The 23,277-nt window shown below is 67.2% G+C and carries 19 protein-coding genes; 16 read left to right on the top strand and 3 right to left on the bottom strand.

What is annotated here, in order from left to right; all coding sequences use genetic code 11:
- Window positions 1-18 precede the first annotated feature (18 nt).
- The gene (locus VHAB30_RS20400; protein ID WP_159278668.1) at window positions 19-672 is read left to right on the top strand and encodes a protein-methionine-sulfoxide reductase heme-binding subunit MsrQ; all 654 of its coding nucleotides are present in this window, start codon (window positions 19-21) and stop codon (window positions 670-672) included.
- Window positions 673-679: 7 nt separating this feature from the next.
- Here VHAB30_RS20400 and lysA read toward each other — a convergent pair whose 3' ends face one another.
- Both lysA and lptM read right to left on the bottom strand, forming a co-directional pair.
- Window positions 680-1,957 (bottom strand): diaminopimelate decarboxylase, encoded by a 1,278-nt coding sequence (lysA, locus tag VHAB30_RS20395; protein WP_159278437.1) that lies wholly within the window; start codon window positions 1,955-1,957, stop codon window positions 680-682.
- Window positions 1,954-2,205, bottom strand: coding sequence for an LPS translocon maturation chaperone LptM (gene lptM, locus VHAB30_RS20390; RefSeq protein ID WP_062471782.1), 252 nt, complete (start codon window positions 2,203-2,205; stop codon window positions 1,954-1,956). Before lptM ends, lysA begins: the two co-directional genes overlap by 4 nt.
- A 12-nt stretch (window positions 2,206-2,217) precedes the next feature.
- Between lptM and cyaY the strand changes: the two genes are divergently transcribed.
- Window positions 2,218-2,550, top strand: coding sequence for an iron donor protein CyaY (gene cyaY, locus VHAB30_RS20385; RefSeq protein ID WP_159278436.1), 333 nt, complete (start codon window positions 2,218-2,220; stop codon window positions 2,548-2,550).
- 24 nt (window positions 2,551-2,574) lie between these two features.
- Here cyaY and VHAB30_RS20380 read toward each other — a convergent pair whose 3' ends face one another.
- Window positions 2,575-4,986: a penicillin-binding protein 1A gene (locus tag VHAB30_RS20380; protein ID WP_169805026.1), complete on the bottom strand. Its 2,412-nt coding sequence runs from the start codon at window positions 4,984-4,986 to the stop codon at window positions 2,575-2,577.
- A gap of 251 nt (window positions 4,987-5,237) precedes the next feature.
- Between VHAB30_RS20380 and VHAB30_RS20375 the strand changes: the two genes are divergently transcribed.
- The 14 genes from VHAB30_RS20375 (at window position 5,238) to VHAB30_RS20310 (ending at window position 23,244) form a co-directional block, all read left to right on the top strand.
- Complete coding sequence (locus tag VHAB30_RS20375) at window positions 5,238-6,317, top strand: pilus assembly protein PilM (RefSeq protein ID WP_062471776.1); 1,080 nt, start codon at window positions 5,238-5,240, stop codon at window positions 6,315-6,317.
- On the top strand, window positions 6,314-6,934 hold the full coding sequence (locus tag VHAB30_RS20370; protein WP_070059948.1) for a PilN domain-containing protein: 621 nt from the start codon (window positions 6,314-6,316) through the stop codon (window positions 6,932-6,934). The genes VHAB30_RS20375 and VHAB30_RS20370 overlap by 4 nt, the downstream gene beginning before the upstream one ends.
- Window positions 6,935-6,940: 6 nt before the next feature.
- A complete protein-coding gene (gene pilO / locus VHAB30_RS20365; protein WP_070059947.1) occupies window positions 6,941-7,621 on the top strand; it encodes a type IV pilus inner membrane component PilO in 681 nt (226 codons plus the stop codon).
- Window positions 7,618-8,160, top strand: a complete 543-nt coding sequence (locus VHAB30_RS20360) for a pilus assembly protein PilP (protein WP_062471766.1) — start codon at window positions 7,618-7,620, stop codon at window positions 8,158-8,160. Before pilO ends, VHAB30_RS20360 begins: the two co-directional genes overlap by 4 nt.
- Window positions 8,157-10,307 (top strand): type IV pilus secretin PilQ, encoded by a 2,151-nt coding sequence (gene pilQ / locus VHAB30_RS20355; RefSeq protein ID WP_159274012.1) that lies wholly within the window; start codon window positions 8,157-8,159, stop codon window positions 10,305-10,307. Before VHAB30_RS20360 ends, pilQ begins: the two co-directional genes overlap by 4 nt.
- Before the next feature lie 23 nt (window positions 10,308-10,330).
- On the top strand, window positions 10,331-10,879 hold the full coding sequence (locus tag VHAB30_RS31185) for a shikimate kinase (protein ID WP_062471759.1): 549 nt from the start codon (window positions 10,331-10,333) through the stop codon (window positions 10,877-10,879).
- A gap of 33 nt (window positions 10,880-10,912) precedes the next feature.
- Complete coding sequence (gene aroB, locus VHAB30_RS20345) at window positions 10,913-12,037, top strand: 3-dehydroquinate synthase (protein WP_159278435.1); 1,125 nt, start codon at window positions 10,913-10,915, stop codon at window positions 12,035-12,037.
- Window positions 12,034-13,170 carry a deoxyguanosinetriphosphate triphosphohydrolase gene (locus VHAB30_RS20340; RefSeq protein WP_159278434.1) on the top strand — a complete coding sequence of 379 codons (1,137 nt, stop codon included), beginning with the start codon at window positions 12,034-12,036 and terminating at the stop codon, window positions 13,168-13,170. Before aroB ends, VHAB30_RS20340 begins: the two co-directional genes overlap by 4 nt.
- Window positions 13,167-14,447 (top strand): MFS transporter, encoded by a 1,281-nt coding sequence (locus tag VHAB30_RS20335; RefSeq protein ID WP_159278433.1) that lies wholly within the window; start codon window positions 13,167-13,169, stop codon window positions 14,445-14,447. The genes VHAB30_RS20340 and VHAB30_RS20335 overlap by 4 nt, the downstream gene beginning before the upstream one ends.
- Window positions 14,444-15,019, top strand: a complete 576-nt coding sequence (locus VHAB30_RS20330) for a DUF1415 domain-containing protein (protein WP_159278432.1) — start codon at window positions 14,444-14,446, stop codon at window positions 15,017-15,019. Before VHAB30_RS20335 ends, VHAB30_RS20330 begins: the two co-directional genes overlap by 4 nt.
- Before the next feature lie 14 nt (window positions 15,020-15,033).
- Window positions 15,034-15,915, top strand: coding sequence for a class I SAM-dependent methyltransferase (locus tag VHAB30_RS20325; protein ID WP_159278667.1), 882 nt, complete (start codon window positions 15,034-15,036; stop codon window positions 15,913-15,915).
- 189 nt (window positions 15,916-16,104) lie between these two features.
- A complete protein-coding gene (locus tag VHAB30_RS20320; protein WP_159278431.1) occupies window positions 16,105-16,806 on the top strand; it encodes a transposase in 702 nt (233 codons plus the stop codon).
- Between the two features lie 178 nt (window positions 16,807-16,984).
- Window positions 16,985-21,730 carry a glutamate synthase-related protein gene (locus tag VHAB30_RS20315; RefSeq protein WP_159278430.1) on the top strand — a complete coding sequence of 1,582 codons (4,746 nt, stop codon included), beginning with the start codon at window positions 16,985-16,987 and terminating at the stop codon, window positions 21,728-21,730.
- Between the two features lie 35 nt (window positions 21,731-21,765).
- Window positions 21,766-23,244, top strand: a complete 1,479-nt coding sequence (locus tag VHAB30_RS20310; RefSeq protein WP_062471739.1) for a glutamate synthase subunit beta — start codon at window positions 21,766-21,768, stop codon at window positions 23,242-23,244.
- Window positions 23,245-23,277 lie beyond the last annotated feature (33 nt).

Here is a 23,277-nt window from a genome sequence, read left to right as displayed (position 1 = left end):
CCCGGTCGTTGCGCCATGCTGAACAAGCTGCTCATGCACCCGGCGACCAAGCCGGTCGTCTTCCTGCTGTGCCTGCTGCCGTTCGCGCGGCTGGCCTTCGGTGCCTTCACCGACGGGCTGGGCGCGAACCCGGCCGAGTTCCTGATCCGCGCGACGGGCGACTGGACCCTGCGCTTCATCTGCATCGTGCTGGCGGTGACGCCGCTGCGCGTGATCGCCAAGCTCAACGTGCTGGCGCGGCTGCGCCGCATGCTGGGCCTGTTCGCGTACTTCTACGTGGTGCTGCACCTGCTGTGCTACAGCTGGTTCGACATGGGCTTCGAGTGGGGCGAGATCGCCAAGGACATCGCCAAGCGGCCGTTCATCCTGGTGGGCTTCTCGGCCTTCGTGCTGCTGACACCGCTGGCGGCCACGTCGTTCAACCGCGCGATCAAGGCGATGGGCGCCAAGCGCTGGCAGCTGCTGCACAAGCTGGTCTATGTGATCGCGGGGCTCGGGCTGCTGCACTTCTTCTGGATGCGCGCGGGCAAGAACAACTTCGCCGAAGTGTTCGTCTATGCCGCGATCATCGGCGTGCTGCTGGCGTGGCGCGTCTGGAATTTCGCGCGCAAGCGCCAGGCCAGGCCCGCAGTGGCCGTGCGCGGCAGCGAGAAGCCGCTGCGCACCGGCTGAGACCGGATCAGCCGTCGATCTCGGCGCGCAACTGGTCTTCCATCGTCTCGCGACGGCGGATCAGCTTCGCTGTGGCGCCGCTCACCAGCACCTCGGCGGCACGGCCGCGCGTGTTGTAGTTGCTGGCCATGCTCATGCAGTACGCACCCGCCGACAGCACGGCCAGCAGGTCGCCGGCCACCACGTTGAGTGCGCGGTCGCGGCCGATCCAGTCGCCACTTTCGCAGACCGGGCCCACCACGTCGTAGGTCGGGGCGTCGCCGGCGCGCTCGCGCAGCGGCACGATCTTCTGGAAGGCCTGGTACATCGCGGGGCGCGGCAGGTCGTTCATGGCCGCGTCGACGATGCAGAAGTTCTTGTCCTCGCCGGGCTTGGTGAAGAGCACCTCGGTCACGCAGACGCCGGCATTGCCGACCAGCGAGCGGCCGGGTTCGATCACCAGCTTGCGCTGGCCGAAGCCGCGCGCGTCGAGCTTGGCGAGCAGCTGCTGCCACAGCGCATCGGCCTTGGGCGGCACTTCGCCGTTGTAGTCGATGCCCAGGCCGCCGCCGAAGTCCAGGTGATGGATCGGCACGCCGGCCGCCTCGATGGCTTCCACCAGGTCGAGCACGCGGTCGCAGGCGTCCAGGTAGGGCGAGGCTTCGGTGATCTGCGAGCCGATGTGGCAGTCGATGCCGACCACCTCGAGGCCCGGCAGCCGGGCGGCGTGCTGGTAGGCCTGCACCGCGCGGTCGTGCGCGATGCCGAACTTGTTGCCCTTCAGGCCCGTGGAAATGTAGGGGTGCGTCTTCGGGTCGACGTTCGGATTGATGCGGATGCTGATCGGTGCGCGCACCTTCTCGGCCAGCGCCACCTCGTTGAGCACGTCGAGCTCGGCTTCGCTCTCGACGTTGAAGCAGGCGATGCCGGCCGCCAGGGCTTGGCGCATCTCGGCGCGCGTTTTGCCGACGCCCGAGAAGATGATCTTCTTCGGATCGGCGCCCACCGCCAGCACGCGCGACAGCTCGCCGCCCGAGACGATGTCGAAACCGCAGCCGGCCTCGGCGAACACGCGCAGCACGCCGAGCGACGAGTTGGCCTTCATTGCGTAGCAGATGAGCGCGTCGCGACCCTCGAAGCCGCGCTGGTAGGCGGCCAGGGCATCGAGCATCCACTGCTTCGAATAGACGAACAGCGGCGTGCCGTGCGTGCGCGCCAGCGCGTCGAGCGCGACGCCTTCGACGTGCAGCGCGCCGTCGCGGTGGGCGATGTGGGGGTGGCCGGGCAGGGGGGTGTTCGTCGTCATTTCTGGGGGGAGGCGGGGGCGCTGCTGGCTGCGGCGGGCTTGGGGGCCGCTTCGTTGTCGGAGGCTTTGGAGCCGCCGGGGGTGAGCAATTGGGGCAAGGTGGCGCGCTGGGCGGCCGCCGGATCGGTCGGCAGATAGAGCGCGCCGCGCTGTCCGCACGCCGCAAGGCCGGCCGCGCTGGCGGCAAGGCAGACCATGAGCGCGGTGCGGGCGCGAGCGCTCACTAGAATTTGGCGAACATTCAACATGCTGAAATTGTAATGACCGACACCGAGTACATGGACCGCGCCGAGGCGGCGCTTGCTGCCATCGAGCAGGGCTGCGACCGCATCAACGACGCGACCGACGCCGACATCGACAACCAGCGGGTCGGCGGGATGATCACGATGTCGTTTCGCAACGGCAGCCAGCTGATCGTGAACCTGCAGAAGCCGCTGCAGGAAATCTGGCTGGCGGCGCGCTCCGGCGGCTATCACTACCGGCACGACGGCCGGGTGTGGGTGGACACCAAGACCGGGGAAGAGTTTTTCGGCAACCTGTCGCGCGAGGCGACCCTGCAGGCGGGGCAGCCGCTGGCGTTCGCGGCGGCCTGAGCCGCCGCTTTCCCGCTTTCTTGATCAGTTCCTGAACAGGTCGAGGATGCGGTTGCGCTCCTCGGGCGGTGCAGGCGCGCTGATCGCCGGGCCACTCAGGGCTTCGGCCGGTGCCACCGGCGCGGAAGATTCCACGCCCAGGCTCGACACGCCGCGGCCCGGCGCGTAGTCGTCGTAGTACCACTCGCCGCCGACGCTCACGATGCCTGAAGGCGGCGTGGTCGACAGGTCGGTCACGGGCACGCCCTTGAGGGCGGTTTCCATGTAGTTGATCCAGATCGGCAGACTCAGACCACCGCCGGTTTCGCGGTCGCCCAGGTTGCGCGGCGTGTCGTAGCCGATCCACGAGATCGCCGTCATGGTGGGCTGAAAGCCCGCGAACCAGGCGTCGAGCGAGTCGTTGGTGGTACCGGTCTTGCCGTAGAGGTCGGGGCGCTTGAGCATCGCCTGCGCCTTCGCGGCCGTGCCGGCGCGCGTGATGGACTGCAGCAGCGTGTCCATGATGAAGGCGTTGCGCTGCGGGATGGCGCGCGAGGCTTCATTGAGCAGCGGCGGCTGGACGTCGACCAGCACGCGGTCCTTGTGGTCGGTGACGCGGGTCACGAGGTACGGATTCACGCGGTAGCCGCCGTTGGCGAACACCGAATAGCCCACCGCCATCTGCATCGGCGTGACGGCACCGGCACCGAGCGCCATCGGCAGGTAGGCGGGGTGCTTGTCCTTGTCGAAGCCGAAGTTGGTGATCCAGTCTTGCGCGTAGCGCGTGCCGATGGATTGCAGGATGCGGATCGATACGAGGTTGCGCGACTTCATCAGCGCGGTGCGCATCGACATCGGGCCGTCGAAGCCGCCGCCGTAGTTCTTGGGCTCCCAGGGCTGGCCACCGGTGGTGCCGGCGTCGAAGAACAGCGGGCCGTCGTTGATGACCGTGGCGGGGGTGAAGCCCTTTTCGAGCGCCGCCGAGTAGATGAAGGGCTTGAAGCTCGAACCCGGCTGGCGCCACGCCTGCGTGACGTGGTTGAACTTGTTCTTGCCGAAGTCGAACCCGCCGACCAGCGCCTTGATGGCGCCGTCGCGCGGGTCCATAGCCACGAACGCGCCTTCCACTTCGGGCAGCTGGGTGATTTCCCACGTGTTCTTGGGCGTCTTCGCGACGCGGATCACGGCGCCGCGGCGGATCTTGATGTTGGGCGGTGCCTTGTCCGACAGGCCGGACTGCGCAGGCTTGAGGCCGTCGCCTGTGATCTGCACGGCGTCGCCGTTGGCGCGGATGGCCTGGATTTCCTTGGGCGTGGCCTTGAGCACCACGGCCGCCATCACGTCGCCGTTGTCGGGGTGATCGTTCAGCACGTCGTCCACCGCCTCGTCGAGCTCCTTGGGGTCGTTCGGCAGGTCGATGAACTTCTCGGGGCCGCGGTACACCTGACGGCGCTCGTAATCCATGATGCCCTTGCGCAGGGCCTTGTAGGCCGCGGCCTGGTCGGCGGCGACCAGCGAGGTGTAGACCTTGAGGCCGCGCGTGTAGGTGCTGTCGCCGTACTGGGCGTACATCAGCTGGCGCACGGTTTCGGCCACGTACTCGGCGTGCAGGCGGTTCGGGTCGGCGGCGTCGCGCAGGTGCAGCTCTTCCTTCTTGGCCTCGGCTGCCTGCTCGGCGGTGATGAAGCCGGCCTCCTGCATGCGGTCGATCACGTAGAACTGGCGCCCGCGTGCGCGCTGCGGGTTGTTGACCGGGTTGTTCGCGCCGGGCGCCTTCGGCAGGCCGGCCAGCATGGCGGCCTGGGCGATCGTCATCTCGGACAGCGGCTTGCCGAAGTAGGCCTCGGAAGCGGCGGCGAAGCCGTAGGCGCGGTTGCCCAGGTAGATCTGGTTCAGGTAGATCTCGAAGATCTGGTCCTTCGTGAGCAGGTGCTCCAGCTTGAAGGTCAGCAGCACCTCGTAGATCTTGCGGGTCAGCGTCTTCTCGGAACTCAGGTAGACGTTGCGGGCCACCTGCATCGTGATGGTGGAGGCGCCCTGGCTCTTCACGCGGTTCAGGTTGGCGAGGCCGGCGCGCACCAGCCCCTTGTAGTCGACGCCGCCGTGGTCATAGAAGCGCGCGTCTTCGGCGGCCAGGACGGCGTCCTTCACGACCTTGGGGATCGCGGCGATGGGGGTGAGGTTGCGCCGCTCTTCCCCGAACTCGCCGATCTGCGTGCCTTCGGCGGAGAACACGCGCAGCGGCAGCTTGGGTCGGTAGTCGGAGAGTTCCGAGATGTCCGGCAGGTTGGGATAGGCCACTGCCAGGGCCACGGCCACCACGCACAGGATGGAAAGCAGGCCCGCCGCAGCGATGCCCGCCCCCCAGAACACGAAACGCAACAGCCATTTCAGCCAGAAGGGGCGTTCGGGTGGAGGAGTCTTGGCGCGCCCTTTCGGGCTGGAAGTTTCTTGCATGGGGGCCCGGAGAGTCACCGGACATTATAAAAAGCCGCCCCCTCGGCGCCTCCGGATCTTTGTTACCTCGCGCATTCCCTCTCCAGGGGCTAAGCAGAAAGTTACAGAATGCGGCTTTGACGTCACGTTTTGACAACGGTTGTCGGTTCCGGGCTTTCTGCACGCTTGGTGGGCGCTGTGCCTGCTGCTAGCATGCAACCGAACGCATATTTTTCCATTGGTTACAAATAACAGGGGGAGAGGGACCTAACTTGGCTGCTCTTGGATCATTGTTTCGTCGTCAGAACGCCCCCCTGCTGGGACTGGACGTCAGTTCGTCCAGCGTGAAGCTGGTGGAGCTCGGCCGTGAGGCCAGCGGCAAGCTGGTTCTGGAGCGCTGCGCCATCGAACCGCTCGAACGCGGCTGGATCACCGACGGCAACGTCGAGAAATTCGACGAAGTCGCCGAAGCCGTGCGCCGTGTCGTGCGCAAGAGCGGTACCAAGACCCGCAACGTGGCGCTGGCGCTGCCGCCCTCGGCGGTCATCACCAAGAAGATCATCCTCCCGGGCGGCATGAGCGAGCAGGAGCTCGAGATCCAGGTCGAATCCGAAGCCAACCAGTACATCCCGTTCTCGCTCGATGAAGTGAGTCTCGACTTCTGCGTGACGGGGCCGAGCACGACCTCCGTCGGCGACGTGGAAGTGCTGATCGCCGCCTCCCGCAAGGAGAAGGTGCAGGACCGCGAAGGCCTGGCGGAAGCCGCGGGCCTGAAGGCCATGATTCTCGACGTCGAGTCGTATGCCTCTCGCCTGGCGACGGCGCGCCTGATCGAGCAGCTCCCTGGCAAGGGCGTGGACGCCATCGTGGCGCTGTTCGAAGTCGGCGCCTTCACGACCAGCATGCAGGTGCTGCGCAACCAGGAAGTGCTGTACGACCGCGACCAGGCCTTCGGCGGCGCTCAATTGAGCCAACTGATCGTGCGCCAGTACGGTTTTTCCGCCGAGGAAGCCGAAGCCAAGAAGCGCAGCGGCGACCTGCCCGACGACTACGGCTCGGGCGTGCTCAAGCCCTTCGTCGAAAGCATCGCGCAGGAAATCGCGCGCGCGTTGCAGTTCTTCTTCACCAGCACGCCGCACAACCGCGTCGACTACGTGCTGCTGGCGGGCGGCTCGTCGTCGCTGCCGGGGCTGACCAATGCCGTGACCCGCCAGACCTCTTTTGCCTGCTCGCTCGTGAATCCGTTCGACGGCATGGACTTCGGCCCCAGCATTCGCGAGAAGAAGGTCCGCCGCGAAGCGCCTTCCTATCTGACCTCCTGCGGCCTGGCCATGCGGAGGTTCCTGCAGTGATCCTGATCAATCTGCTTCCGCACCGCGAAGCCGCGCGCAAGCGCCGCCGCGAGGCCTTCTACGGCACCCTGGGTGGTGCCGCACTGCTGGGCGCCCTGATCGCCGGTCTCGGTTACCTGTGGTTCGAGGCCCAGATTTCGGCGCAGCAATCGAAGAACGGCTTCCTCCAGGCCGAGATCAAGAAGCTCGAAGTCGAGATCAAGGAAATCTCGACACTGCAGGAAGAAATCGCAGCCTTGCGCGCGCGTCAGCTGGCCGTGGAAGACCTGCAAGGCGACCGCAACTTGCCCGTGCACCTGCTCAACGAACTCGTCCGGCAACTGCCCGACGGCGTCTACCTCACCAGCATGAAGCAGGAGAACCAGACCGTGACCCTGCAAGGCATGGCGCAGTCGAACGAGCGCGTGTCGGAACTGCTGCGCAACCTCGGCAACAACAGCCCCTGGCTGGTGAAGCCCGAGCTGGTCGAAATCACCTCGGCCAACGTGAACCTGAGCCAGCGCGACCAGCGCCGCGTGGCGAACTTCACGATGCGCATCGGCCTCAAGCGGCCCACCGACGCCCAGAAGGCGGAGGCCGAGAAGGCCCTGGCCGCCAAGGCGCAGGCGAAGGGGTAATCGATCATGGCCATCAGCAACCGATCCCTCCCCAAAGTCGACGTCGCCACCGCACTGCGGAACTTCGGCGACCAGTTCCGCGGACTGAATCCGAACGATCCTTCCATGTGGCCGGCGGTGCCGCGCTACGCGCTGTGCCTGGCCGTGTCCGCGCTGGTGTTGGCGGGCCTGTGGTTTGTCTGGCTCACGAACTCCAACGACGAACTCGAAGCCGAGCGCGCCAAGGAAGTCACGCTCCGGACCGACTACCAGAAGAAAGTGGCGCAAGCCGCCAACCTCGACCTGCTGAAGAAGCAGCGCGAGCAGGTGCAGCAGTACGTGATCCTTCTCGAGAAGCAACTGCCCAGCAAGGCGGAAATGGACGCACTGCTCTCCGACATCAACCAGGCCGGCCTCGGCCGCAGCCTGCAGTTCGAACTGTTCCGTCCGGGCCAGGTGTCGGTCAAGGATTACTACGCAGAGCTGCCGATCGCCGTGCGCGTCACGGGTCGCTACCACGACATGGGCGCCTTCGCGGCCGACGTGGCCAGCCTGTCGCGCATCGTGACGCTCAACAACGTGACCGTCACACCGCAGAAGGACAAGGACGTGCTGACGATGGACGCCACCGCGCGCACCTACCGCTACCTCGACGAAGACGAGCGGGCCGCCCAGAAACGCGCCACGGCGCCGAAGGCGAAGAAATGAAGCCGGTCGCCAAAGTCCTGTGGCTGGCACTGGCCACGCTGGGCCTGAGCGCCTGCGGCGATTCCGACCAGGAAGACCTGCAGCGCTGGATGGTCGAGCAGCGCGCGCAGGTGAAGCCCTCGGTGCCGCCGATCTCCGAACCCAAGAAGTTCACGCCGCAGGCCTACACCGAGGCGTCGTCGTTCGAGCCCTTCAACATGCTGAAGCTGACCCAGGCGCTGCGCCGGGAGTCGAACCAGCCGAGCACCTCCGAGCTGATCGCGCCGGAGCTGGCGCGCCGCAAGGAAGCGCTCGAGGCGTTCCCGCTCGACACGATGGCGATGGTCGGCAGCATGAACCGCAACGGCCAGCCGGTGGCGCTCGTGCGTGTGGACAAGCTGCTCTACAAGGTGCGCGTCGGCGAATACCTGGGGCTCAACTACGGGCGCATCACCCGTATCAACGAAACCGAAGTCGCCCTGCGCGAGATCGTGCAGGACGCCGCGGGCGAATGGATCGAACGCGTAGCCACGCTGCAGTTGCAAGAGAGTGCGAAATGAACCATAAAAAATCAACGATGGCACAGTGGCTGCGCGCCGCCGGGCTGGGTCTGCTGGCTTTCGGTGCCCTGGCCGTCGCCCATGCGCAAAACGCGATCGAGTCGGTGACGAGCTCGACCCAGTCGGGCGCGGAAGTGATCCGCATCGACCTGGCCCAGCCGCTCACGGCCGTGCCCGCTGGGTTCTCGGTGCAGACGCCGGCGCGCATCGCGCTGGACTTCCCGGGCGTGACGAACGCCATCGGGCGTTCGGCCATCGAAGTGAACCAGGGCAACCTGCGCTCGGTCAACGTGGTGCAGGCCGGTGACCGCAGCCGTGTGGTGCTGAACCTGAAGCAGGCCACGGCGTACAAGGCCGAGATCCAGGGCAAGTCGCTGCTGGTGGTGCTCGAGCCGGTGGCTGGCACGGCACTCGCCGCTTCCGCGGCGACCACTTTCGCCGAGAACCGCAACCGCGACACGCTGCCGCTGCGCGACGTCGATTTCCGCCTCGGCGCCGACAACACCGGCCGCGTGCTGGTCGACCTGCCGAACAACCAGGTCGGCGTCGACGTGAAGCAGCAGGGCAAGAGCCTGGTCGTGGAGTTCACCAAGTCGACGTTGCCCGAAGGCCTGCGCCGTCGCCTCGACGTGGCCGATTTCGGCACGCCGGTGCAGCTGATCACCTCGCAGCAGTCGGGCGACCGCGTGCGCATGACGATCGATGCCAAGGGCGATTGGGAGCACAGCGCCTACCAGAGCGAGAACCAGTTCGTGGTGGAAGTCCGCGCGCGCAAGGTCGACCCGAGCAAGCTCACGCAAGGCGTCGGCTACAACGGCGAGAAGCTGTCGCTCAACTTCCAGAACATCGAGATCCGCTCGCTGCTGCAGGTGATCGCCGACTTCACGAACTTCAACATCGTGACCTCGGATTCGGTCAGCGGCGCGCTGACGCTGCGTCTGAAGGATGTGCCCTGGGACCAGGCGCTCGACATCATCATGCAGGCGAAGAACCTGGGCATGCGCAAGAACGGCAGCGTGCTGTGGATCGCGCCCAAGGACGAGATCAACGCCAAGGAAAAGCTCGAGTTCGAAGCCAAGGCGGCGATCGAGAACCTGGAGCCGCTGCGCACGCAGTCGTTCCAGTTGAACTACACGAAGGCCATTGCCATTGCACAGGGCCTGACGGGGACTGGTGCATCGGCGGGTGGCGGCGGTGGTGGTGGCGGCGGCGCGACCTCGCGCATCCTGAGCCCCCGCGGCAGCGTGATCGCCGAATCGCGGACCAACCAGCTGTTCGTGTCCGACATTCCTTCGCGCCTGGCGCAGGTCACCGACCTGATCCAGAAGCTGGACATTCCCGTCCGCCAGGTGCTGATCGAAGCGCGCATCGTGGAAGCCTCGGACACCTTCGGCAAGTCGCTCGGCGTGCGGATGGGTGGCGGTATCTCCCGCGAACGCGTCGCGTCGGCCAACGGCAATCCGGCCTACGGCACCTTCGGTGTCATGCCTGCCACCACCAACGCCGGCGGCGTCGGCGGCGCAGCAGCCACCTGGACCAACTCCAACTTCATCAACCTGCCCGCCGGCGACGCTGGCGGCACCGGTAACGCCGCAGGCACCTTCGCGATCTCGCTGTTCAACTCGAGCTTGTCGCGCATGCTGAACCTCGAAATCTCGGCCCTCGAAGCCGACGGCAAGGGCAAGCTGGTTTCCAGCCCTCGCGTCATCACGGCCGACCAGACCAAGGCGCTGATCGAGCAGGGCGAGGAAATCCCCTACCAGCAGGCCACCTCCAGCGGCGCGACCTCGATCTCGTTCCGCAAGGCGGTGCTCAAGCTCGAAGTCACGCCGCAGATCACGCCCGAAGGCAACATCATCCTCACGCTGGACGTGAGCAAGGACGCCCGCGGCGTCAACACCTCGGCGGGCCCGGCCATCAACACCAAGCACGTGCAGACCGAGGTGCTGGTCGAGAACGGCGGCACGGTCGTCATCGGTGGTATCTTCGAGCTCACCGAAACCAATGACGAATCGCGCGTGCCGGTGCTGGGTGAAATCCCCTACATGGGGGCATTGTTCCGCAAGCGCGAACGCGTTGCCAACAAGACCGAAATGCTCGTCTTTATCACCCCGAAGATGATTACCGACCGCAACGCCGCGCGCTGACGCGCGGGCGTAGCAGCCACCGCGTGGCGGTCGCACTTGTCGGGTTGCCCGGCGCCGGAAAGTCCGCAGTGGGCCGGCGGCTGGGCGCTCGGCTGAACACTCCCTTCATCGACACCGATCATGTGATCGAGCAGCGCATCGGCTGCACGATCCGTGATTTCTTCGACCGCGAGGGCGAAGCCGCCTTCCGCGACATCGAGCAGGCGGTCATCGCCGACCTGGCCGCCCACCCCCATGGCGTGCTGGCGACCGGCGGTGGCGCCGTGCTGCGCGAGGCCAATCGGCAGCAGCTGCGCGACCATTTCCACGTCATCTACCTGCGTTCCTCGCCCGAAGACCTGTTCCGGCGCCTGCGCCACGACGTCAAGCGCCCGCTCCTGCAGGTGGCCGACCCGCTCGGCAGGCTGCGCGAACTGCACGACGCGCGCGACCCGTTCTACCGGGAAACGGCCCATGACGTGGTCGACACCGGCCGGCCGTCGATCGCGGTGCTGGTCAACCTCATCGTGATGCAGCTCGAGCTGGCCGGGGTGGTCGAACCCGGCGCCCATCCGGAAGAGCCCTCGGACTGACCCCGGCAGGCCCGAGCGCCTAAACTCGCGGCCATGTCCCTGTCTGTTTCGCCTGCACTTTCCGCCCCGCCAAAGCCCGAACGCGTCGAGATCCAGCTCGGCGAGCGCAGCTACCCGATCCTGATCGGCGGCGGCCTGCTGGAAGACCCTACCAGCTTCGGCGTCGTTCCCGCGGCTGCCAGCGCGCTGATCGTCAGCAACACCACCGTGGCGCCGCTGTACGCCCGAGCCCTCCAAACCGTGCTGGCCGGCCGCTTTCGCACGGTCCACCTGCTCGAGTTGCCCGACGGCGAGGCATACAAGAACCTCGAGACGCTCAACCTGATCTTTGACGCCCTGCTGGGCCACGGCAGTGACCGCAAGACGGTGCTGTTCGCGCTCGGCGGCGGGGTGGTGGGCGACATGACCGGCTTCGCGGCCGCCAGCTACATGCGCGGCGTGCCCTTCGTGCAGGTGCCGACCACGCTGCTGGCGCAGGTCGACTCCTCGGTGGGCGGCAAGACAGCCATCAACCACCCGCTGGGCAAGAACATGATTGGCGCGTTCTACCAGCCGCAGCTCGTGCTGTGCGACTTGAACACGCTTCAGACGCTGCCGCCGCGCGAACTGAGCGCCGGCCTCGCCGAGGTCATCAAGTACGGTCCGATCTACGACATGGCCTTCTTCGACTGGATCGAAGCGAACATCGAAGCGCTGGTGGCGCGCGACCCGGCCGCGCTGGCCCATGCCGTGAAGCGCAGCTGCGAGATCAAGGCGCTGGTGGTCGGCCAGGACGAGCGCGAGACCGGCCTGCGGGCCATCCTCAATTTCGGCCACACCTTCGGCCATGCCATCGAGTCGGGGCTGGGTTACGGCGAGTGGCTGCACGGCGAAGCCGTCGGCTGCGGCATGGTCATGGCGGCGCAGCTGTCGCAGCGGCTCGGCGGCGTCGACGCGGCCTTCGTCGAACGGCTGACTCGCCTGATCGAGCGCGCCGGCCTGCCCACCGTGGGACCGGCACTGGGCGCCGAGCGCTATCTGGAGCTGATGCGCGTCGACAAGAAGTCCGAAGCCGGCGAGATCCGCTTCGTGGTGATCGACCGACCCGGCTCCGCCGTCGTGCGCAGCGCGCCCGACGCGATGGTGCGCGACGTGCTCGCGCAGTGCTGCGCGGCATGAGCCTTGCGGCGTACGCCTGCCACCCCGCGCGCTCGCGCGGACGGCGCCACGCGGAGCCGCCCGCGCCCACGCGCGACGCCTTCCAGCGCGACCGCGACCGCATCGTCCATTCCACCGCCTTCCGCCGGCTGGTCTACAAGACCCAGGTGTTCCTGAACCACGAGGGCGACCTGTTCCGCACGCGGCTCACGCATTCGCTCGAAGTCGCGCAGCTGGGCCGCTCCATCGCGCGTGCGTTGCGGCTCAACGAAGACCTGGTCGAGGCGATCGCGCTGGCCCACGACCTGGGCCATACGCCCTTCGGCCACGCGGGCCAGGACGCGCTCAACGCCTGCATGGCCGAGCACGGCGGTTTCGAGCACAACCTGCAGAGCCTGCGCGTGGTCGATGCGCTGGAGCACCGTTACCCGCAGTACGACGGCCTGAACCTCAGCTTCGAGACCCGCGAAGGCATCCTCAAACACTGCTCGCGTGCCAACGCCGAACGCATCGAGGCGGCCGAACCGCAGGGCGTGGCCCGTCGCTTTCTCGACCGCACGCAGCCGGGGCTGGAGGCGCAGCTGTGCAACCTGGCCGACGCCATCGCCTACAACGCGCATGACATCGACGACGGCGTCCGCTCGGGCCTCATCAGCGTCGAACAATTGGCCGACGTCGAACTGTTCGAACGCTACCGCCGCGAAGCGCTGGCCGAGCATCCGCACCTGCAGGGCCAAGGCCGGCGCGTGCTCTATGAAACCATCCGCCGCATGCTCAGCGCGCAGGTCTACGACGTGATCGACACGACGCGTGCGGCCATCGAGGCGCTGGGTCCCGTCGATGCCGACGCCGTGCGCCAGGCGCCGCCGCTGGTGGCCTTCAGCGGCGTCATGCAGGCGCAGTCGGAGGCGCTCAAGCAGTTCCTGTTCCGCAATCTCTACCGCCATCCGCAGGTCACGCAGACCACCGACCAGGCGAGCGAGGTCGTGCGCGGGCTGTTCGACGCCTACCTGGCGCGCGGCGCCGAGATGCCCGCCTCGTACGCCGAGCGCCGAGACCGGCACCGTGCCGTGGCCGACTACATCGCCGGCATGACCGACCGCTTCGCCATGCGCGAGCACGAACGGTTGACCGGTCGCCGGGGCATCGCATGACGGCGGCCGTGCGCTCGAACAGCGCGTCGGCCCGCGTGCCGGCCGCGGCCTTCGCCGTCGTGCTGGGCGGCGTCAGCGCCGCGCTGCACCTGGGCAAGCTGCCGCCCGCCGTGCCGGCGCTGCAGGCGTCGCTTGGCATCGACCTGGTCGAGGCGGGCTTCCTGCTCTCGCTGGTCCAGGTCGCGAGCATGACGCTCGGCCTGCTGGCCGGGCTTGCGGCCGATTCCATCGGACTGCGGCGCAGCATGCTGGTCGGGCTGGCGGTGCTGACGACGGCCAGCCTGCTCGGGGGCGCCGTCGGTGCCGGTCTGCTGGGCGGGTCTCACGCGGTGCTGTGGCTGTTCGTGCTGCGCGCGGCCGAAGGCATCGGCTTCCTGATGGCGGTGATGCCTGGCCCGGGACTCATCCGCGCACTGACGCCGGCGGGCGCCGACAAAGCCGCGCTGGGCTTGTGGGGCGCCTACATGCCGCTCGGCGTGGCGCTGGCGCTGCTCATCGGCCCGGCCCTGATCGGTTGGGGCGGCTGGGCCGACTGGTGGTGGACGCTGTCGCTGGTGTCGGCGGGCGCGGCGCTCTGGGTATGGCTGGCGGTGCCACGCGACCGGGCCCGCGTGGCCGGGGCGAGCCTGCAGCCCGCATCGTCCGGCTGGGCCTCGCGGCTGCGCGAGACGGTCGGTGCGCGCGCGCCGTGGCTGATCGCGCTGACCTTCGCCGTGTACTCGTCCCAGTGGATGGCCGTGATCGGTTTTCTGCCCGCCATCTATGCCGATGCGAAGGTGCCGGCCGCCTGGAGTGCGGTGCTGACTGCGCTGGCCGCGGCGATGAACATCGTCGGCAACCTCATGGGTGGCCGCTGGCTGCAGCGCGGCGTGGCGCCCGAGCGCCTGCTGCAATGGGGTTTCCTGGCCATGGCGCTGGGCGGTGTCGCCGCCTTCGCACAGGTGGGGCAGGGGGCCGAGGCGCTGGGCCTGCCGCCCGCGATGCGCTATGCCGCGATCTGTGCCTTTTCGCTCGGCGGCGGCATGGTGCCGGCGACGCTGTTCCTGCTGGGCGTACGGCTGGCGCCGGGGCCGAGCACCGTGTCGACCACCGTCGGCCTGATGCAGCAGGCGTCGTCGCTCGGCCAGTTCCTGGCGCCGCCAGCGGTGGCCTGGCTCGCGCACCGCGTCGGCGGCTGGCACTGGACCTGGACCGCCACGCTGGCCTGTTCGCTTGCCGGCATGGCGGTCGCTGCGCGCCTCGGGCGCATCCGCCGACTGACGGAGGCCACGGCATGAGCGACCCGACGGTCACCGACGCCACGCAGGCCGAAGCCGACACCCGGCGCTGGCTCGAGCGCGCCGTGATCGGCCTCAACCTGTGCCCCTTCGCCAAGGCGGTGCATGTGAAGGGGCAGATCCACTACGTCACCTACCTCGACACCCACGAAGGCCGCCTCATCGATGCGCTGCTGGCCGAGGCCCGCGCGCTCGTGGCGCTCGATGCCGAGGTGCGCGACACCACCTTGCTGATCGTCCCCCACGCGCTGGCGGACTTTCTCGACTTCAACGATTTCACCGAGCGCGCCGAGCGCAAGCTCGCCCGCGCGGGCTTCGACGGCGTGCTGCAGCTCGCCAGCTTCCATCCGCATTTCCAGTTCGCCGGCACCGAGGCCGACGACATCAACAACGCCACCAATCGCGCGCCGTACCCCACGCTGCACCTGCTGCGCGAAGACAGCGTGGACCGCGCGGTCGAGGCTTTTCCCGAGGCCGAGGCGATCTTCGAGCGCAACATCGAGACGCTCGAAGCCCTGGGCCCGGCCGGCTGGACCGCGCTCGACGTCGGCCCGGGAAGCGCCACGCCATGAACAACAAGAACACCATGCCCCGTCCCGCGAAAGCCCACCCCACCAACAAGGCTGCGAAGGCCGAGGCCGAGCTGGCCGAAGTCCTGCGGCCGGGCCAGTCCGTCGAGCTCCTCAAGGAGCTGCACATCCTCACGCGCGAAGGCCGGCTCAACCAGGATTCGCGGCGCAAGCTCAAGCAGGTCTACCACCTGTTCCAGTTCATCGAGCAGTTGTTGCGCGAGCTGCCGGGCGAGGGCGCCGAGGCCACGCTGGCCGACCACGGGGCGGGCAAGTCGTACCTCGGCTTCATCATCTACGACCTGTTCTTCCGCGCGCGGCAGGGCGGCCATGTCTACGGCATCGAGACGCGCAGCGAGCTGGTCGAGCGCTCCCGCGCGCTGGCGCAGCAGCTGGGCTTCGGGCGCATGTCGTTCCTGAACCTCACCGTGGCCGAGTCGGCGCAGGCCAGCGAGCTGCCGGCGCAGATCGACGTGGTCACCGCGCTGCACGCCTGCGACACCGCCACCGACGACGCCATCGCCTTCGGCCTGGCGAAGAAGGCGCGCTGCATGGTGCTCGTGCCCTGCTGCCAGGCCGAAGTGGCGGCCTGCCTGCGCGAGACCAAGGCGCTGGCCCTGTCGCGCACGCCACTGGCCGAGCTGTGGCGCCATCCGCTGCACACGCGCGAAATCGGCAGCCAGCTCACCAACGTGCTGCGCTGCCTGTACCTGGAAGCCAACGGCTACAGCGTCACCGTCACCGAACTGGTCGGCTGGGAGCACAGCATGAAGAACGAGCTGATCCTGGCGCGCTACACCGGCCAGCGCAAGGCGAGTGCGGCGACGCGGCTGCGCGAGCTGCTGGCGCAGTTCGGGCTCGACACGCTGGGCGACACGCGCTTCCGCCTCGCTGATTAAGAAGGTGTGAACGAACCCGCCATGCCCGCTCATCCCGCCCAGGCACGCCCCCTCGGCGTTGCAAATGCTCGCCGTAGCGTCTGCTACGGCTGTGCTTTGCGCCTTGAGGGGACGCGCCTGGGCGGGCTGCTCGGCCACGCCGGATTCATTCGCACCTTCTGACCCCGGACGGCGTCGTCCACCGTCACCATGGCCCGTCTCCCCCGTCTCACGCTGGCTGGCATGCCGCACCACGTGATCCAGCGCGGCAACAACCGCCAGCCGATCTTCGTCGACCGTGCCGATCACGAGAAGCTGCTCGGCCTGCTGGCCGAGAACGCCGCGCGCTTCGGCATCGCGCTGCATGCCTACGTGCTGATGGACAACCACTTCCACCTGCTGGCCACGCCCGACAGCGCCACGGGCCTGCCGCAGTTCATGCAGTCGGTCGGGCGCAGCTACGTGCGCTACTTCAACGACCGCCACGGCCGCAGCGGCACCTTGTGGGAAGGGCGCTACAGATCGACCCTGATCCAGACCGAGCGCTACCTGCTGACCTGCATGGCCTACATCGACCTGAATCCGGTGCGCGCCGGCATGGTCACCGAGGCGCGCGACTTCCCGTGGTCCAGCCACGGCCACTACGCCGGCCTGCGGCAAGACCGCCTGCTGACGCCGCATCCGCTGTACTGGGAGCTCGGCAACACGCCCTTCGCGCGGGAGGCGGCGTATGCCGAACTGGTGCGTGGCGGGGTTCGCGCGGCCGATCAGCAGGCCCTGACCGAGGCCACCTTGCGCGGCTGGGCGGCCGGCGACGACGGTTTTCTGGACACGTTGCAGAAGTCCACCGAGCGCCGCGTGATCAAGGCCAAGGCCGGCCGGCCGCCTGCGCCCGCCAAAGATCCGGACTGAAAGCGGCCGAAAGCCGCGCCCTTGTTGGGCGTTGTGCTGCTGTTTTTAATGTGTCCCCAATTTAATTCTGACAAGAAAACTCAAGATTTAATGTTAATCTGACCCCTATTAAAGTGTTTGGCATTCTTTGTGCATCGCAATATGCTCCCTTTCCCTGCGAAAACTGAAGGAGCGCGCCATGACGACGGCTGCCGAGATTCAACACCTCCAAGAACACGGTCTGTATTCCGGTGCCGATGAGCACGACGCCTGCGGCGTCGGCTTCGTCGCCCACATCAAGGGCGAGAAAAGCCACGCCATCGTGTTGCAGGGTCTGAAGATCCTCGAGAACCTCGACCACCGCGGCGCCGTCGGCGCCGACAAACTGATGGGCGACGGCGCGGGCATCCTGATCCAGCTGCCCGACCTGCTGTACCGCGAAGAAATGGCCAAGCAGGGCGTCACGCTGCCCCCGCCGGGCGAATACGGCGTCGGCATGATCTTCCTGCCGAAGGAACACGCCTCGCGCGAAGCCTGCGAACAGGAGATGGAACGCGCCATCAAGGCCGAAGGCCAGGTGCTGCTGGGCTGGCGCGACGTGCCGGTCAACCGCGACATGCCCATGTCGCCCACCGTGCGCGAAAAGGAACCGCTGCTGCGCCAGATCTTCATCGGCCGCGGCAACGACGTGATCGTGCAGGACGCGCTGGAGCGCAAGCTGTACGTGATCCGCAAGACCGCCAGCGCCAACATCCAGCGCCTGAAGCTCAAGCACAGCAAGGAATACTACGTTCCGAGCATGTCCAGCCGCACCGTGGTCTACAAGGGCCTGCTGCTGGCCGACCAAGTTGGCACCTACTACCTAGATCTGCAAGACAAGCGTTGCGTCTCGGCCCTCGGCCTCGTGCACCAGCGCTTCTCGACCAACACCTTCCCCGAGTGGCCGCTGGCCCACCCGTACCGCTATGTCGCCCACAACGGCGAAATCAACACGGTCAAGGGCAACTACAACTGGATGAAGGCGCGCGAAGGCGTGATGTCGTCGCCCGTGCTGGGTGCCGACCTGCAGAAGCTCTACCCGATCAGCTTCGCCGGCCAGTCCGACACCGCCACCTTCGACAACTGCCTCGAGCTCTTGACGATGGCCGGCTACCCCATCAGCCAGGCCGTGATGATGATGATTCCCGAGCCCTGGGAACAGCACGCCACCATGGACACGCGCCGCCGCGCGTTCTACGAATACCACGCTGCCATGCTCGAGCCGTGGGACGGCCCGGCCTCCATCGTGTTTACCGACGGCCGCCAGATCGGCGCCACGCTCGACCGCAATGGCCTGCGCCCCTCGCGCTACTGCGTGACCGACGACGACCTGGTCATCATGGCCTCCGAGTCGGGCGTGTTGCCCGTGCCCGAGCAGAAGATCGTGCGCAAGTGGCGCCTGCAGCCCGGCAAGATGTTCCTCATCGACTTGGAGCAGGGCCGCATGATCGACGACGAGGAGGTCAAGGCCACCCTCGCCAACAGCAAGCCCTACAAGCAGTGGATCGAGAACCTGCGCATCAAGCTCGACAGCGTCAAGGCCGAGCCCGCCGCGATCCCCGTGAGCCAGGCTGCGCTGCTCGACCGCCAGCAGGCCTTCGGCTACACGCAGGAAGACATCAAGTTCCTGATGAGCCCGATGGCGCAGGCCGGCGAAGAGGGCATCGGCTCCATGGGCAACGACAGCCCGCTGGCCGTGCTCTCCAGCAAGAACAAGCCGCTGTACAACTACTTCAAGCAGCTGTTCGCGCAGGTGACCAACCCGCCGATCGACCCGATCCGCGAAGCCATCGTGATGTCGCTGGTGTCCTTCATCGGCCCCAAGCCGAACCTGCTGGACATCAACCAGGTCAACCCGCCGATGCGGCTCGAAGTGAGCCAGCCGATCCTGGACTTCGCCGACATGGCGAAGCTGCGCGACATCGGCCGCTACACGCAGGGCAAGTTCAAGAGCTACGTGCTCGACATCACCTACCCGCTGGGCTGGGGCGATGAAGGCGTCGAAGCCAAGCTGGCCTCGCTGTGCGCCGAAGCGGTCGATGCCATCAAGGGCGGCCACAACATCCTGATCGTGAGCGACCGCGGCGTGGGCCCGACGCAAGTCGCGATCCCCGCGGTGCTGGCCCTCTCGGCCGTGCACCAGTACCTCGTGCGCGAAGGTTTGCGCACTACCGCCGGCCTCGTGGTCGAGACCGGTTCGGCGCGCGAAGTGCATCACTTCGGCGTGCTCGCCGGCTACGGTGCTGAAGCCGTGCACCCGTACCTCGCGATGGAAACGCTGGCGGCCATGCACGCCGACCTGCCGGGCGACCTGAGCGCCGACAAGGCGGTCTACAACTACGTCAAGGCCATCGGCAAGGGCCTGTCGAAGATCATGTCGAAGATGGGTGTCAGCACCTACATGAGCTACTGCGGCGCGCAGCTGTTCGAAGCCATCGGCCTGAACACCGAGACGGTGAACAAGTACTTCACCGGCACCGCCAGCCGCGTGGAAGGCATCGGCGTCTTCGAGATCGCCGAGGAAGCCATCCGCATGCACAAGGCCGCCTTCGGCGACGACCCCGTGCTCGCCCACATGCTGGACGCCGGCGGCGAATACGCCTGGCGCACCCGCGGCGAAGAGCACATGTGGACGCCCGACGCCATCGCCAAGCTGCAGCACAGCACGCGCTCCAACAACTGGAACACGTACAAGGAATACGCGCAGCTCATCAACGACCAGAACCGCCGCCACCTCACGCTGCGCGGCCTGTTCGAGTTCAAGATCGATCCGGCCAAGGCCATCCCGGTCGACGAGGTCGAGGCGGCTGCCGAGATCGTCAAGCGCTTCGCCACCGGCGCGATGTCGCTCGGCTCGATCAGCACCGAGGCGCACGCCACGCTCGCCATTGCCATGAACCGCATCGGCGGCAAGAGCAACACGGGCGAAGGCGGTGAAGACCCCGCGCGCTACCGCAACGAACTGAAGGGCATCCCGATCAAGCAGGGCGACACGCTCAAGAGCGTGATCGGTGCGGCCAACGTCGAGGTCGACCTGCCGCTGAACGATGGCGACTCGCTGCGTTCGCGCATCAAGCAGGTCGCGTCGGGCCGCTTCGGCGTCACCGCCGAGTACCTGCATTCGGCCGACCAGATCCAGATCAAGATGGCGCAAGGTGCCAAGCCGGGCGAGGGCGGTCAGCTGCCCGGCGGCAAGGTCACCGAGTACATCGGCAAGCAACGCTATGCCGTGCCGGGCGTGGGTCTCATCTCGCCTCCGCCGCACCACGACATCTACTCGATCGAGGATCTGGCCCAGCTGATCCACGACCTGAAGAACACCGCGCCGCACGCCAGCATCAGCGTCAAGCTGGTGAGCGAAATCGGCGTCGGCACCATCGCCGCGGGCGTGGCCAAGTGCAAGAGCGACCACGTCGTGATCGCCGGCCATGACGGCGGCACGGGCGCCTCGCCCTGGTCGTCGATCAAGCATGCGGGCAGCCCGTGGGAAATCGGCCTGGCCGAGACGCAGCAGACGCTGGTGCTCAACCGCCTGCGCAGCCGCATCCGCGTGCAGGCCGACGGCCAGATGAAGACCGGCCGCGACGTCGCCATCGGCGCGCTGCTGGGCGCGGACGAATTCGGCTTTGCCACCGCGCCGCTGGTGGTCGAGGGCTGCATCATGATGCGCAAGTGCCACCTGAACACCTGCCCGGTGGGCGTGGCCACGCAAGACCCGGTGCTGCGCAAGAAGTTCTCGGGCAAGCCCGAGCACGTCGTCAACTACTTCTTCTTCGTTGCCGAAGAAGTGCGCCAGATCATGGCCCAGCTGGGCATCCGCAAGTTCGACGACCTGATCGGCCGCGCCGACCTGCTCGACATGCGCAAGGGCATCGAGCACTGGAAGGCCTCGGGCCTGGATTTCAGCCGCCTGTTCGCGCTGCCGATCGTGCCGGCCGACGTGCCGCGTTTCCATGTCGAGAACCAGGACCACGGCCTCGAGCGCGCCTTGGACGTGAAGCTCATCGAGAAGTCGCGTCCCGCCATCGACAAGGGCGAGAAGGTGCAGTTCATCGAGGTGGCACGCAACGTCAATCGCTCGGTGGGCGCGATGCTCTCGGGCGCGCTGACCAAGGTGCATCCGCAGGGCCTGCCCGACGACTCGATCCGCATCCAGCTCGAAGGCACGGGCGGCCAGTCGTTCGGCGCCTTCCTGGCACGCGGCATCACGCTGTACCTGATCGGCGACGCCAACGACTACACCGGCAAGGGCCTCTCGGGCGGCCGCGTGGTGGTGCGCCCCAGCCTGGACTTCCGCGGTGAAGCCGCGCGCAACACCATCGTCGGCAACACGGCGCTGTACGGCGCGACCACCGGCGAGGCCTACCTGTGCGGCGTGGCCGGCGAGCGCTTCGCGGTGCGCCTGTCGGGCGCCACGGCGGTCATCGAAGGCACCGGCGACCACGGCTGCGAATACATGACCGGCGGCACGGTGGCCGTGCTCGGCAAGACGGGCCGCAACTTCGCGGCCGGCATGAGCGGCGGCGTCGCTTTCGTCTACGACGAAGACGGCCAGTTCGCCTCGCGCTGCAACCTCTCGATGGTGTCGCTCGACAAGGTGCTGACCTCGGCCGAGCAGACCGCCAGCGTGCATCGCAAGATCTGGCACGGCGGCGAGACCGACGAAGCGCAGCTCAAGAAGCTGCTCGAGGAGCATCACCGCTGGACCGGCAGCAAGCGCGCGCGCGAGCTGCTCGACAACTGGGCCGAGTCGCGCACCAAGTTCGTCAAGGTGTTCCCGAACGAGTACAAGCGCGCCCTGGCCGAACTGCACGACCGCCAGGTCGAGCTGGCCAGCAGCGGCAACAACGCCCACGTCGGCCTCGAGCCGCACGCACTGGCCGCGCCCGCCACGGCCGCCGTCTGAGCGCGCCATAGATACGAAGAACAGAGGAAAGCACGATGGGAAAGATCACCGGCTTCATGGAGCATGAGCGCATCGAAGAGGGCTACAAGCCTGTCGAAGAGCGCGTCAAGCACTACAAGGAATTCGTCGTCGGCCTGAACACCGACCAGGCCAAGGTGCAGGGCGCACGTTGCATGGACTGCGGCACGCCGTTCTGCAACAGCGGCTGCCCGGTCAACAACATCATTCCGGACTTCAACGACCTCGTGTACCGCGACGATTGGCAGAACGCCTTCGCGGTGCTCGACTCGACCAACAACTTCCCCGAGTTCACCGGCCGCATCTGCCCCGCGCCTTGCGAGGCCGCCTGCGTGCTCAACGTGAACGACGACGCAGTCGGCATCAAGTCGCTGGAACACGCGATCATCGACCGCGCCTGGGACGAAGGCTGGGTGGCGCCGCGCGTCGCCAAGCACAAGACCGGCAAGAAGGTCGCCGTGGTGGGCTCCGGCCCGGCCGGCATGGCTGCCGCGCAGCAACTGGCGCGCGCCGGCCACGACGTCACGCTGTTCGAGAAGAACGACCGTGTCGGCGGCTTGCTGCGCTACGGCATTCCCGACTTCAAGATGGAGAAGTCGCACATCGACCGCCGCGTCGAGCAGATGAAGGCCGAAGGCGTGACCTTCCGCACCGGCGTGATGGTCGGTGCCGCGAAAGACCCGCTGGGCAAGGGCTCCAAGGTCACCAACCTGGCCAAGGAAACCGTCACGCCCGAGCAGCTGCAGAAAGACTTCGACGCTGTGGTGCTCACCGGCGGTGCCGAGCAGTCGCGCGACCTGCCCGTGCCGGGCCGCGATCTCGACGGCATTCATTTCGCGATGGAGTTCCTGCCGCAGCAGAACCGCGTCAACGCAGGCGACAAGGTCAAGGGCCAGCTGCGCGCCGACGGCAAGCACGTCATCGTGATTGGCGGCGGCGACACCGGCTCCGACTGCGTGGGCACCAGCAACCGCCACGGCGCCGTGAGCGTCACGCAGTTCGAGCTGATGCCGCAGCCGCCGGAAGAAGAGAACCGCCCGCTGACCTGGCCCTACTGGCCGATCAAGCTGCGCACCAGCTCCAGCCACGAAGAAGGCTGCGAGCGCGAGTTCGCCATCTCGACCAAGGAATTCATCGGCGAGAAGGGCAAGGTCACCGGCCTGAAGACCGTGCGCGTCGAGTGGAAGGACGGCAAGATGCAGGAGGTGCCCGGCAGCGAGCAGATCCTCAAGGCCGACCTGGTGCTGCTGGCGATGGGCTTCATCAGCCCCGTGGCCACCGTGCTCGACGCCTTCGGTGTCGAGAAGGACGCCCGCGGCAACGCGCGCGCCACGGTCGACTTCATCGGCGGCTACGCCACCAATGTGCCCAAGGTGTTCGCCGCCGGCGACATTCGCCGCGGCCAATCGCTGGTGGTGTGGGCAATTCGCGAGGGCCGTCAAGCGGCGCGTTCGGTCGACGAATTTTTGATGGGATTCAGCGACTTACCGCGCTGATTTTTGTTTCAGTGAAGCGGCGCCGTTCGCGGC

Source organism: Variovorax boronicumulans (assembly GCF_009811375.1).
GTDB classification, from domain to species: domain Bacteria; phylum Pseudomonadota; class Gammaproteobacteria; order Burkholderiales; family Burkholderiaceae_C; genus Variovorax; species Variovorax boronicumulans.
The sequence above is the reverse complement of the archived record's forward strand: the minus strand, read 5'-3'. Positions and strand labels throughout refer to the sequence as shown.